Origin of the sequence: Pseudoalteromonas sp. SR45-6 (genome assembly GCF_014163545.1) — a bacterium.
Classification (GTDB): Bacteria; Pseudomonadota; Gammaproteobacteria; order Enterobacterales; family Alteromonadaceae; genus Pseudoalteromonas; species Pseudoalteromonas rhizosphaerae.
The window spans coordinates 1-12,919 of record NZ_JACJDM010000085.1; the positions used below are offsets into that span (position 1 = coordinate 1).

Below are 12,919 nucleotides of genomic sequence, written 5' to 3' on the forward strand. Positions count from 1 at the left end.
CTTCGGGCTTCGGGCTTCGGGCTAACAGTGTAGGTCGTGCTTTAGCGCGTCAAGTCGCTTACGCTTAACTATTCTAAAACTGACAGCTGAAAGCTTATGACTGACGGCTGACGGCTCAAATTCCCTTCGTTGGGTTTCGCTGCGCTCTACCCAACCTACCGGCCAAACACAAAAAGCCCGCGCTGTGTAACCACAGTGCGGGCTTTTAAATTTCAATCGTAAAAATTAAAACAATTCGTTAGCTTTGTTTACGATGTTTTCTACCGTGAAGCCAAAGTGCTCAAACAGCTCATTTGCAGGGGCTGACTCACCAAAGGTGGTCATACCTACTACAGCGCCGTTTAAACCTACATATTTATACCAGTAGTCAGCAATACCTGCTTCTACGGCTACGCGGCGTGAAACTGCAGCTGGTAGTACACTTTCTTTATAAGCAGCGTCTTGTGCATCAAATACATCGGTCGATGGCATAGAGACAACACGTACTTTTTTACCTTGCTTACGCAGTTGCGCGGCTGAATCTTGTGCTAATTGCACCTCAGAACCAGTTGCGATTAAGATAAGCTCAGGCTCGCCATCACAGCTCAGCACATAACCACCTTTTTTCACGTCGCTTAATTGCTGCGCAGAGCGAGTTTGTTGCTCAAGGCCTTGGCGAGTAAAGATAAGTGATGTTGGACCATCTTGGCGTTCAATCGCTTGTTGCCATGCAATCGCAGACTCAACTTGGTCACACGGGCGCCAGTTAACTAAGTTTGGCGTTAAACGCATGCTAGCAATTTGCTCTACTGGTTGGTGAGTTGGACCATCTTCACCTAAACCGATTGAATCGTGTGTGTATACAAAAATGCTTGGCACTTTCATAAGTGCAGCCATACGAACAGCATTACGTGCATATTCCATAAACATTAGGAAAGTTGCGCCGTAAGGAATAAAGCCTTTATGCAATGCAATACCATTCATAATCGCCGACATACCAAACTCACGTACACCGTAATAGATGTAGTTACCGCTGGCATCATCGCGTGTTAAGCCTTTAGAGCCTTTCCAAATAGTCAGGTTAGAACCGGCTAAATCAGCTGATCCGCCCATAAATTCAGGCAGTAATGGACCAAATGCATTCAGTGCGTCTTGCGATGCCTTACGTGATGCTGGGTTTGCTGGATTTGCGTCTAGTTGCTCAATATATGCTTGTGATTTTTCAGCCCAATCTGCTGGCAACTCACTACTAGTACGGCGTTTAAATTCAGCGGCTAGTTCTGGGTGTGCAGCGGCGTACGCGGCAAATTTTTCATCCCAGTTAGCTTCAAGTTGTTTACCCTTTTCTTTGCCATCCCATTGTGCATAAATATCAGCTGGGATTTCAAATGCTTCACCAGTCCAACCAAGGAACTCGCGTGCTGCTTTGATTTCGTCTTCACCTAGTGGTGCGCCGTGACAATCATGGCTACCTGATTTATTTGGTGAACCATAACCGATAACTGTTTTACAACAAATTAGTGTTGGCTTGTCGGTGATGCTGCGTGCTTCTTCGATGGCTGCGCGGATAGCGTCAGAGTCATGGCCATCAACGTCACTTACTACATGCCAACCGTAGGCTTTAAAGCGTGCAGGTGTATCATCGCTAAACCAACCTTCAACTTCACCATCAATTGAAATACCGTTGTCATCCCAAAACGCAACAAGCTTACCTAGGCCTAATGTGCCGGCAAGTGAACATGCTTCATGAGAAATACCTTCCATTAAGCAACCATCGCCTAAGAAAGTATATGTGTGGTGATCAACAATATCGTGACCTTCGCGGTTAAATTGCGCGGCTAATGCTTTTTCAGCAATCGCCATACCTACCGCGTTAGTGATCCCTTGACCAAGTGGGCCCGTAGTAGTCTCAATACCTGGCGCATACCCATATTCTGGGTGTCCTGGTGTTTTTGAATGCATTTGACGGAAGTTTTTAATTTCCTCAATTGGTAAATCATAACCACTTAAATGCAATAGAGAATAAATAAGCATTGAACCGTGGCCATTGGAAAGTATAAATCGATCTCTATCTACCCACTCTGGATTTGTTGGGTTGTGGTTTAGATAATCGCGCCATAGTACTTCTGCGATATCAGCCATGCCCATAGGGGCTCCAGGGTGGCCAGATTTGGCCTTTTGTACTGCGTCCATTGATAAGACGCGAATAGCATTTGCAAGTTCTTTGCGAGACGGCATGGATTCTCCTACCTTTACTGTATTTGCGCTGGTTATTGTGTGTATTCATTTGAAGATCCATTCTTACTTATTGTAGGGGCTGTATGCAATTAAAAACCTGATTAAATTGGGCATTATGAATTTTTTTTAAGAACAAAAAGTTATTAGTAATTTTATTTAGACGTCTAGGCGTAAAAACACTATGCAACTATCGTTGTTTTAGATAAAATACGCCCCTAAATTTTTTAGCGCTCTTACCGACGTTTGTGAAGCGCAATATTTGTGAGCAAAGACAATGGCAAAACATTTATTTACTTCTGAATCTGTTTCTGAAGGTCATCCGGATAAAATCGCGGACCAAATCTCTGACGCGGTACTAGATGCCATCTTAGAACAAGATTCTCATGCCCGTGTTGCGTGTGAAACTTACGTAAAGACTGGTATGGTTATGGTTGGTGGTGAAATCACTACTAGCGCATGGGTTGATATCGAAGAAATCACACGTAAAACTGTACGTGAAATTGGCTACACTCATTCTGATATGGGTTTTGATGCCGACTCGTGTGCAATTTTAAACACGATTGGTAAGCAGTCTCCTGACATCAACCAAGGTGTTGACCGTACTAGCCCAGAAGAACAAGGCGCTGGCGACCAAGGCCTAATGTTTGGTTACGCATGTAATGAAACTGAAGTATTAATGCCTGCACCAATCACTTACTCACACCGTTTAGTACAGCGTCAAGCGCAAGTACGTAAAAGCGGCGAGCTAAACTGGTTACGTCCTGATGCAAAATCACAAGTTACTTTTGCATATGAAAACGGCAAGCCAGTAGGTATTGACGCTGTGGTACTTTCTACTCAACACAGTGAAGACATTTCACAAAAAGATTTAGTAGAAGCTGTGATGGAAACAATTATCAAGCCGGTACTGCCTGCTGAGCTTATCACTAGTGCAACTAAGTTTTTCATTAACCCGACTGGCCGTTTTGTAATCGGTGGCCCAATGGGTGACTGTGGTCTTACTGGTCGTAAAATTATCGTTGATACCTATGGCGGCATGGCTCGTCACGGTGGCGGTGCATTCTCAGGTAAAGATCCATCAAAAGTTGACCGTTCAGCTGCATACGCTGCACGTTATGTTGCTAAAAACATCGTTGCTGCGGGCCTTGCTGACAAATGTGAGCTACAAGTTTCTTACGCAATCGGTGTTGCAGAGCCAACGTCAATCAGTGTTGAAACATTTGGTACCAGCAAGCTTGAAGAATCACGTTTAATTGAATTGATTCGTGAACACTTTGACTTACGTCCATATGGCTTAATTAAAATGCTTGATCTTGAGCGCCCTATTTATCTACCAACTGCAGCTTACGGGCATTTTGGTCGTGATGAATTCCCTTGGGAACGCACAGATAAAGCAGACGCACTTCGCGCAGCAGCTGGTCTTTAATATTAGCCATTGTGTGAATACAAAAAAGCGCCAATTGGCGCTTTTTTTATGCCTGCTGATTATGTTGTTGTAAATGCCTAGGTTATTGTCGCGAGGTAAACTCGCTGCTGCCAGACGTAGGCGCGAGTTTACCCCGCAAAATTAAAACTAGCTTCTAGGAAGTGGCTAGGAGTTAGGGCGTGTTCGAAGCCAGTGGTATTTCCCCCCTTATTCACTACTCTTGGTGCAAACCTATTTTTTTTATAATTTCACCACAGAGTTCACCGAGCTCATAGAGGAAAAACCTGTAAGTAATTAACTTTACTTTTGTCTTCTCGGTGTAGCGCACAGCGCCTACTACCCTCGGAGGTAAATAGGCTTGTCGCCATAAATGGCGACCTACAGGAGCGCGGTGGATATTACTTGTAGGCGAGTGGCTTGCCACCGCGAAGGATAAGTGTTTGTCGCGAGATAAACTCGCTGCTACCAGACGTAGGCGCGGGTTTACCCCGCGCAATTAAAGCTCGGTTCTAGAAAGTGACTTGGGTGTATTCGAAACTCGTTGCTCAAAGCCAGTGACGTTTTGCCTAACTTCCTAACTTATCAATGTAATTACCTTTTCATACCCAGCCACAGCCCATACAATAAATAACACTATCAGTGCTAATGTCACAGCCGCTGAAGCGATATCTTTCGCTCGCCCTGATAACACATGATATTCAACACCGACTCGATCTGTTAATGCTTCAATTGCTGAATTTAGCAACTCAACAATCAACAATAACAAAAAGCTGATTATAAGTATCACCCAGTGCTGTAATGATTGCGCTAGCCAAAATGATAATGGCAATAATACAAGCCCTAGCGCAAGCTCATTACGAAAGGCCGACTCTTCCTTAAATGCGGCTTTAAAACCTTTAATTGAGCATTTAGTTGCTTTTAAAATACGCCCAATTCCTATGCCGTTGGGTTTGTTTACTAAGTTAATTTCTGGTTTAGTCATTTTATGATCTTTAGCGTGTAAGTGTTGCTTATCGGGTGATGGGTAAAACCATTACCTTAATCCATGCCTTGAGTTAATAACTGCCAAGCTGTCGCCATATACTGGGTATATGCTTGCTCTGTCTGTGCATCAATTTCAACAAATTGCGATGGTGTTGCCGGTAAAAGCTGAGTTTTATCCCGCTCATTAACCCTATAATACTCATAAAGCGCCGATAAATCACCACGCCAGAGCTGTTCATTGTGACGTATTGTTTGAAAACCAAATACCCTCCTATCTGGCGCTGCATTAAATAATGATTGTCCCATGCTATAAAACTGAGTATTTGCTGGCGCAATTAAATCTAATAATGTTGGAGCGATATCCATATGGCTTGCCACTTGTTGGGCAGGCACTAAATCTGCACTAACACCTTTGCCATAAATCACTATCGGCACATGAGTTAACTCATATAAATTTGGGCGCTGATGAAAGTTACGGCGACTATAATGATCCCCGGTAATGACAAATAATGCATCTGGATAACGTTGCTCCATCTTAGCCACAAACCCACCCAGCATTTTATCTGCATACCATAAGTGCCCTAATACATAAGGATCTAATAACTCCCCAGCTAATTTATTTATCTCAGCTGGATAATCTGCAACCGACTTATAAGGGTAGTTATATTTATCTAAATCGAGATTAAACGGGCCATGATAACTACCAGAGAGAATCACATTAAAACTTTTTTTCGTTGTTTTTTCTGCTACCAAATCAAATAGCTGACCATCATCAATGCCCCAGACACCGGCGCTACCTTTGCCACCAGCATCGATAGCTGAATAGACCTTATCAACACCTTGGGATAGAACGTACTTACCGACATTTTGCCACGATAATAAACCACCATAAAAAAACTGGCTGGTGTACCCTAACTGCTCGAATTGATTAAATAACGATAGCTTGCTACTTGGGTTTTGTGGCCCAATCAAACTCATATTAACCCCTGCATAAGGGATCCCAGATACAATACTGGATAGCGAATTCATGGTACTGCTAGCTGCAGGTAAAACGTTATCTAGGTAAATACCTTTACTAGCTAGGTTTTTTAACTGATTAGTTAAATTAAGTGCAGCATACTTTTGTTGTAACGGCCAAGAATCATAACTTTCCATAACAATTACAAATACCTGTGACGGTGCAGCTAACAAAGGCGCTGTCGTATGTTTACTCAGCGCATTTAAAGGTAAGGCATCAAGCCCTGAGTTATGGCTTAAATATGGATTTTCACCGTTTACGCCATGGCTTTGTAGATCGTTGTAATCTTTAATGGCATAAAAAAAGCTGCGAAATGGATTGATCACCAAATTATTAATAAATGGGTCCGGCGTTACCGCAGACCACTTTCGTGATGCCGGACGAGACTCAAAAGAACCACGAATAGCACAGATAAATAACACCACAATGATGCTAATTAACAACGTACGCTTCCATTTACAGTCAGTAAAAATGCGCTGTAAAAAGCTATTCGACTGCTTATCAACGCGCTCGCATAACTTAAATGCAACCACCAACAGTGCTAATAACCCCAGAAAACTACCCCATGGCCGATATTGTTCAATCACGGTTAAAGCAATTGCTTGCTGATCATCGTGCAACCCTTCAAACATAAAGTAATTGAATTGGCTACCGTACTCTGCAATATACGTAATACTGGTTATACAGAGTAAAATAGCGACTACAAAAAAAAGCTTACCCGTAAAGTTACGCACCATTCTTACCCAATGACCTAAGCGCATCGGCTGTAAAATACAATTTAATAAAAAAGGAATGCTAAAACACACACCACTGGCAGCTGAGTCAAAAGCAAACCCTGTTTCTAAGGTGTTTAAAATAACGTTAAGATCAATTGGTGTGGTGATCCGGTCATGAAAGTAGACTAAAAAGAAAACCCGAAAGCTCATAAACAATAGAACACCCGCTAGCCATAATGTAGCGATGCGCCAACTTTCGTTAACAAATGAAAACCAACGGCTTGATCCTGCAACTGATGATGCAAACACTTTACGGTCCTTAAAGTAGTATGTTCCCAGCGCGGGAATATTACCGATTTAAGTTACAGCAACAATATTTTTTTTGTAATTATTTGTAATAAAAGTTCAATTAAACAAAGTAGTAACAAGGAGTTAACTAGCTATCCAGATTATACCAATTGTTAGAATTAACACGCTATTGTTTATTGATGTGACTACAATTACCAACTTGGCTTACTTGCTGATTGGTTTGATAGGTTTTATTGATTAGGCGTAATTTAAGAGCAAGCAAGGTATGCATTGCACTTTCTAATCCCACTTTATTGCTTAGCCAATGCGGAATTGCACCACCAGGATTAGCGTATATTTCATATGTTATAGTTAACAATGATTGCCCTTCACTGCTATGTTGAGTTAATAACCAATGTGCTTTTAGATCAGTGATACGGATCACAGCTTGGCGCTTTGCAAGCTCCCCTGTTTTTGCTGTAATCGTTAACTTAGTCTGGGTGCCGTTCAGTTGTTGGTAGCATGAGTAACTAACCATATCGCGATCAGCGAGTGGCCACGGCGAGTCAAACTCGGTATGTACAATAGTTTCTGAGGGACTTAATCGCTCCAACACTTTCACATGGGTAACATTATCAATCCATAACGGCGCGCTGTTAGTATCACTTAGCAATGTCATAAAGTCATTGGCCGTGACACCTTCAATAGTGATCTCAGCCTGCACTTCAAAAATACCATTGTCATGTTTTTTGTAGTACACACTTGCACCATCATGCTGTTTCCAGAGTTGCCAATGCTGAACATCACTGAGCGCATCGGCACTAAAGAGCAGCATTAGTAATAATACCCGCCGTACCATGTGTATTCCCTATGTACTGGCTTAAACGCGATTACTGCCAGTAAGGTGATATTTTATATGAAGCTAAGCGGCTTTGTTCCATTGCGTCGACCAAGAATTCAGACTTTCTTTCAAGCCAGCTTTGAATTTTTGCCAGCTCTTCATCATCTTGTCCTGCACATAGCTGCTTTAGATACTCAAGCGTGCTGAGCTCGTACATGCCGTGTGAAATATCTAACCATGGAATACGAAACTCACTGCGTTCATCTTTTTCAAATAACGAACCTAAACAGTTACCACTGAGTAAGCTGTTTTCTAAACGCATACGTAAATCCAAGTAATCCTTAACAGTCAGTGTTTTTTGTTCTGGCAGTAACTGATGAAGGTCTTGCCAATCTTTTTCAAATAATCGATTAGCAATCTCAGCGACTGGTTTGTCAGCTGCTTGAAACTGTACTTGCCCCCAACTTTTACGCCATTGCTTATCCACCAGCCAGGTGGTTAAAGACAATAATAAGCGGTTATAGCGAGCGCTATGAAACAACCGATTAATATCATCAATACTTGGCTGTAGCTCTTTTAAGTCATTAATAACTTGCGTTAACTCAGGTGCACTGTTGATTTTTTTATAGTATGCGTGGCGCTTAGATGTGTAGGTTTTTAGTTGAATCGCGTTTTCAACCCATGCTAATTCACTTAATAGCCATTTTAGCTCGGTGCGTAATAGCTCGGTGGTGTTTTTATCAACAATATCGTCAAATAACCAAAACGTATGACGGATTAAACTAATACCATCGGTCACTCGTTTCAGAGTCTTTAAACTCGGTTTATCGAAATAACACTGTTCATGTTTTTGTACAAAACGAATACCAAAGCCAATTGCGGCTATAAGTGCTTGCTCTTGTGTTGCATATTTAGGTAACGATACAAAGCCAATTGATTTACTTGGCTTAAGTGGTTTTTCATCCGCAAGGCGATAACCACGAGCTGCTTTAGAATATAGCCCTAATCGAATATTACTTTGACTCACTAACTTATCTGCTAAAGCAAATAATTCATCGCGGCTGCCTTCAACCAGTTCAATTTCAAGCTCACAAATTGGCTCCATCAAACCCGATGCAGATACTTCACCTTTATCTAACACTACTTCAATTTTAGCGCCACTGTCGGTTTCAATAAGCCAAGTACGACGAATGAAGTTAGTACTAAAAATAGGATAAAGATTAGCGGCAATTGCACTTATTTGCATACCATGCGGCCAAATACTGGCATCAAATGCAGTTATATTTGGTCGGCTACTTTCCAGCGGTAAATTATATTCAGGTCGTTGATGCAACCCGCCCATAACTTCTCCAGCAAGCTTGATAGTTTGCTCACATTGATTATCAGCACAGCGGGTACGAAAACCGATATCGAGCGCTCTTAATTCACGGCTTGGCGTGTCAAAATAAGCATTTTGTAAACTACGCGAAGGTTTATTAGTAACCGTTTTTGCAAATTGAGTAATTAACGCGGGGATCAGTGGGATTACGGCGTCTGACACCAAAAACTTCAGTTCTATCTCAGTATCCATTAGGCTTGAGGATTACCTTTAAAATAAATAAGAGCTCAAAATAAACAAAGCTGCCCAACATTGCAAATTTTTTAGCTTATTTGAATCAGCAAACAGCAGCCATGATTACAATATCAGTCTTGCTATTAGCGCGCTAAATCCATACTATCTCAATACTTAACTATGAATAATACGATTGCTGTCCCACAGACGGTTACATTAACAGGGTAGATTGATGTTTAAACATTCTTTATTAGCTTTGCTATTCGCAGCGGCCGCATTTATGAGTCACGCAGAAGAAAGCAATTCAGCTAGCGATGCAAACACCGCTTATATAGTCGATAATCTTTATACATTTATGCACTCTGGCGCGAGTAAAAATTATCGCATTATTGGCTCTGTTGATGCTGGTACAAAGCTAACCCAGCTATCTGCTGAAGAAAATGGCTTTGTTAAAGTTATTGATGATAAAGAACGAGAAGGCTGGGTAGAAGCTAAATTTGTTTCTAAAACTCCAGGTATTCACCAACAATACCGCACACTCAGTGCTGAAATGGCATCAATGCAAGAGCAACTTCGTCAAGCACAGATTGAATTACCGCAGCTACAAGAGCAAAGCCAAACTTTAACTGACCAAAATAGTGCTCTATCAGAGCAGATTGCTAAATTAAAAAGTACCTTAGAAGCTGAACGCACTGAAAAACAACAAGCCGGTGCAAAAGAAAAACGTCAGCTACTAACTTATGGCGGAGCAATTGCCTTCATAGGTTTATTTTTAGGTATTATTTTGACTATCGTATTATCGCGCCGCAAACGTTACGACGGCTGGGCGTAAAACCTTATACCCCGTATAACAGTAATAACTTAGGTTTATCTAAATAAAAGCCGATGCATAATCGGCTTTTCATACTCAAAGAAACTCCCCCTATAATAATGTATATTTTTCAAACAACATAAAACTATGTTTTGTTCAATGTTTTCAGCATTATTCCCCATCTATATTAACCTATTTCATTTTTACCCGTTAAATATTTACTAGAATATTATTTCAGCTTTGTATAATGTAACAAAATACTTGTCCCTAAATGGTGCAGTGAGGGAACCTAATTTAGACGTATAAAAGGATTTAACGATGGCGCAACAACACACCGTCGCACAAGGCGAAACACTGCTACGCATAGCACGCCAATATGGTTATAAAACCTCAACAGCATTATATAACCATCCCAGTAATGTGGAGTTTAAAGCACTACGGCCCGATCCTAATTTAATTTTTCCGGGTGATATCATCAATATTCCACCTAAAAAAGAAAAGTTTATGCCGCTGCGCGCTAACAGTCTAAATACGTTTGTTGTACAAAACGAAAAAGAATATTTTCGCCTGCAAATAATTCATGAAGATGGTGATGACATTACCGGCAAACGTATTGTACTCAACATAGGTAGCCAAGCAATCGATACCGTTCTGCAAAGTGATGGGCTTATCGAAGTAGAGCTTAATAATAACGACGCACTTACTGGCACGGTCGATTTATATTTAAAAGCAGGCGAAACTACACCCACTAAAAGCTTTGCGGTACAAATAGGCAATCTAGATCCAATCGACACGCTTTCTGGCGTGCAGGGACGTTGTAATATGTTGGGGTTTAATTGCGGCAAGGTTGATGGCATTAATGGTGCAAAAACCAAAGCGGGTGTGAGGGAATTTCAACAAGCGCAACAACTACAGGTAGACGGCATTGCAGGGCCGGTTACTAAAAGCCGTCTTGTTTATGTTTATGGAGCCTAAGTTATGAGCCAAGCAATGCCCATGGCAGTCAATAAAGTTAACACACTGGTTATAAAAACAAATGTTGGTGCGTTACAAAAAAATATTATAGTTAAAGTGGTTGGTGATGTAGCTATAAAAGCGCAGTTGTTTAGCCAAGGTAGTACGGTTAACTTGGAGCAACAGGGCAATCAACAATACCACTTTAAAAACCTGTCACAACAAGCGCTTTATACTTTAAAAGTAATTATAGCGGGCGAGGCAGAGTTAACCCTTATTAACGAACAAAGCTTTGCAGATTATTTCGACCTGTTAAAGGTTCGGTCATTCAATATTGGTGAAAAAGGCGGGCCGCAATTACTTGAACATAAAATATTACCAAAAGGTCATATTGAAATAACCTTGCTCGCAGAGCCCCCTAGCTTTGGTGTATTTTTTGATGGCACGGGGAATAACCGCCTTAACGACATACAAGATTCAACCGACGCGAATGAACCGACTAATGTGGTTAAGTTGTTTGAGTTATATCCCTTTCAAAAATATCAATCACGCTATTATGTTGAAGGTATTGGCACTAAAGCAAATGAAAGCGATTCAACCTTAGATATGGGTTTGGCGTTTAGTTTTGATGAGCGAATTAGAGAGACTCTAGTCACAACAGTTCAATTTTTCAAAGAATACTCAAAGATGAGCATTGGATTTCTGGACGTATTTGGTTTTAGCCGTGGCGCAGCGCAAGCGCGGGCATTTGTTAATCAAGTGAATGCGATTTATAAAAATAATCCACACTATTGGGGCGGTATTAAGCCCGTTATCCGCTTTGTTGGCTTATTTGACAGTGTTGCCTCTATTGGTGGTGATGGTGACAACAACCACAGTGAGTTTTATGCCAATAATGAACTTGATTACCCCGTTAACTTACATCTAGCAAGTAGTAGTGCGGGGTTTGTAATGCATTTGGCGGCATTTGATGAAAAGCGTGATAAATTTCCACTCAGCTCATTACGTACCCGTAATAAGCAGCTCCTTAAAAACCAGCAAGAGATTGAATTACCGGGTGTGCACTGAGATATTGGCGGCGGTTATGGCCCCGTAGAAACAACCATATTATACCCGTGGCAATATATTGCTGGGCAAGCCGGAGAGCCAGAGCACGATAAAGAATTAGCGCAGCTTAAAAAGTCACTTGAGCAAAAATATTATTGGCCAACAATTAATATTGAGTTTAAAGCAAGTAGGCCAAGGATGAACAGAAAGCCAAAGCGAATTCGTAATGAATCAGAGTATACGGTTTATACCGGCTATAAACCGTATTGGCGGCGCAATTTAAATAATACCTTACCCCATTATAGCCTAGCGCTAATGCATGAAACGGCGGTTAACCAAGGCGTGCCACTACAAAGCTTAACGGAACTTGCTAACCGCAAACAAGCTGACGGCCAAGCTATACCTTATATTTTACCTAACGAGCTTAAAGCACTGGTTGATAGCGCCCGTAGCTTTGGCCCACAAAGTGATGCCTGGCAGGCTTTATATAAAGATTACATCCACCACAGTGTTAAATATTCAGCAACGATTGATGCGATTGCTCATGGCCCTGAAGAAGACGCTGAATTCACCACTAAAAACCAACAACGTGAGCTTTTTTACAATCAGCCAGAACAAGCTGAAAAGAGTGAGCAATGGCAATTACAATTAATAAATGGATATAGATTATGGACAAAATCTTAAAGTTACTTCTTACTAGCTTGTTTGCTGTATTACTAGACGGCTGTGCAACAACAGGTGAAATCGACTATATGGTTGTATCGGGTTCAACAGATGAAGGCAATAATATATTTGTGACTTTAATTAAGTTTGATGACAAGTGGGATGTACCCGCAGGAACTATGTCTTGTTGTCGAGCCACAGCGGGAGCTATGGTTGGTGTTTACGATCAAAAATTCCCAGAAAAAGTAGCGGTTGAGTGGTTAGATAAGTCAGAGAACAGAATTTACTACGGTGAACTGGCAATAAATAAAAATGGTTATAAATTAGCTAAAAATTTACCTGCTTATGCATGGATAAGCACAGGAGAAGTAGAAGAAAATATCAGGCCTTATTTAATTGTTG

General features: G+C 41.3%; 11 protein-coding genes. 6 read left to right on the plus strand and 5 right to left on the minus strand.

The window, feature by feature from the left end; translation table 11 throughout:
- Positions 1-225: 225 nt before the first annotated feature.
- Positions 226-2,217: a transketolase gene (gene tkt, locus H5158_RS21330; RefSeq protein WP_182719522.1), complete on the minus strand. Its 1,992-nt coding sequence runs from the start codon at positions 2,215-2,217 to the stop codon at positions 226-228.
- Between the two features lie 274 nt (positions 2,218-2,491).
- On the opposite strand from tkt, the gene metK reads away from it, so the two are divergent.
- Positions 2,492-3,643, plus strand: a complete 1,152-nt coding sequence (gene metK / locus H5158_RS21335) for a methionine adenosyltransferase (RefSeq protein ID WP_149981353.1) — start codon at positions 2,492-2,494, stop codon at positions 3,641-3,643.
- A 574-nt stretch (positions 3,644-4,217) separates the two neighbouring features.
- Here the strand turns inward: metK and H5158_RS21340 are convergent.
- The 4 genes from H5158_RS21340 to H5158_RS21355 form a co-directional block, all read right to left on the minus strand.
- Positions 4,218-4,625 (minus strand): diacylglycerol kinase, encoded by a 408-nt coding sequence (locus H5158_RS21340; protein ID WP_179959168.1) that lies wholly within the window; start codon positions 4,623-4,625, stop codon positions 4,218-4,220.
- Positions 4,626-4,681: 56 nt separating this feature from the next.
- Positions 4,682-6,670, minus strand: a complete 1,989-nt coding sequence (locus H5158_RS21345; RefSeq protein ID WP_182740847.1) for an LTA synthase family protein — start codon at positions 6,668-6,670, stop codon at positions 4,682-4,684.
- A gap of 166 nt (positions 6,671-6,836) precedes the next feature.
- Positions 6,837-7,508, minus strand: coding sequence for an START domain-containing protein (locus H5158_RS21350; RefSeq protein WP_259399474.1), 672 nt, complete (start codon positions 7,506-7,508; stop codon positions 6,837-6,839).
- 31 nt (positions 7,509-7,539) lie between these two features.
- A complete protein-coding gene (locus tag H5158_RS21355) occupies positions 7,540-9,060 on the minus strand; it encodes a CYTH and CHAD domain-containing protein (RefSeq protein WP_182740848.1) in 1,521 nt (506 codons plus the stop codon).
- A 214-nt stretch (positions 9,061-9,274) separates the two neighbouring features.
- Here H5158_RS21355 and H5158_RS21360 point away from each other — a divergent pair, with 214 nt between their 5' ends.
- The 5 genes from H5158_RS21360 to H5158_RS21375 all read left to right on the plus strand — a co-directional run.
- Positions 9,275-9,874 carry a TIGR04211 family SH3 domain-containing protein gene (locus tag H5158_RS21360; RefSeq protein ID WP_149981356.1) on the plus strand — a complete coding sequence of 200 codons (600 nt, stop codon included), beginning with the start codon at positions 9,275-9,277 and terminating at the stop codon, positions 9,872-9,874.
- A gap of 297 nt (positions 9,875-10,171) precedes the next feature.
- Entirely contained in the window at positions 10,172-10,828 is a 657-nt protein-coding gene (locus tag H5158_RS21365; protein WP_182740849.1) for a peptidoglycan-binding protein, read from the plus strand.
- A gap of 3 nt (positions 10,829-10,831) precedes the next feature.
- Positions 10,832-11,875 (plus strand): DUF2235 domain-containing protein, encoded by a 1,044-nt coding sequence (locus tag H5158_RS23500; protein WP_259399475.1) that lies wholly within the window; start codon positions 10,832-10,834, stop codon positions 11,873-11,875.
- A 177-nt stretch (positions 11,876-12,052) separates the two neighbouring features.
- A complete protein-coding gene (locus H5158_RS23505; RefSeq protein WP_259399476.1) occupies positions 12,053-12,538 on the plus strand; it encodes a hypothetical protein in 486 nt (161 codons plus the stop codon).
- Positions 12,523-12,919, plus strand: a 397-nt coding sequence (locus H5158_RS21375) for a DUF2931 domain-containing protein (protein ID WP_182719529.1), incomplete at its 3' end; no start/stop codon positions are given. The genes H5158_RS23505 and H5158_RS21375, both read left to right, overlap by 16 nt.

What these genes read in the sequence shown, in the direction of transcription:
- tkt (WP_182719522.1), bottom strand. Translation starts at nt 2,217, where the DNA reads ATGCCGTCTCGCAAAGAACTTGCAAATGCTATTCGCGTCTTATCAATG.
- metK (WP_149981353.1), top strand. Translation starts at nt 2,492, where the DNA reads ATGGCAAAACATTTATTTACTTCTGAATCTGTTTCTGAAGGTCATCCG.
- H5158_RS21340 (WP_179959168.1), bottom strand. Translation starts at nt 4,625, where the DNA reads ATGACTAAACCAGAAATTAACTTAGTAAACAAACCCAACGGCATAGGA.
- H5158_RS21350 (WP_259399474.1), bottom strand. Translation starts at nt 7,508, where the DNA reads ATGGTACGGCGGGTATTATTACTAATGCTGCTCTTTAGTGCCGATGCG.
- H5158_RS21355 (WP_182740848.1), bottom strand. Translation starts at nt 9,060, where the DNA reads ATGGATACTGAGATAGAACTGAAGTTTTTGGTGTCAGACGCCGTAATC.
- H5158_RS21360 (WP_149981356.1), top strand. Translation starts at nt 9,275, where the DNA reads ATGTTTAAACATTCTTTATTAGCTTTGCTATTCGCAGCGGCCGCATTT.
- H5158_RS21365 (WP_182740849.1), top strand. Translation starts at nt 10,172, where the DNA reads ATGGCGCAACAACACACCGTCGCACAAGGCGAAACACTGCTACGCATA.
- H5158_RS23500 (WP_259399475.1), top strand. Translation starts at nt 10,832, where the DNA reads ATGAGCCAAGCAATGCCCATGGCAGTCAATAAAGTTAACACACTGGTT.
- H5158_RS23505 (WP_259399476.1), top strand. Translation starts at nt 12,053, where the DNA reads ATGAACAGAAAGCCAAAGCGAATTCGTAATGAATCAGAGTATACGGTT.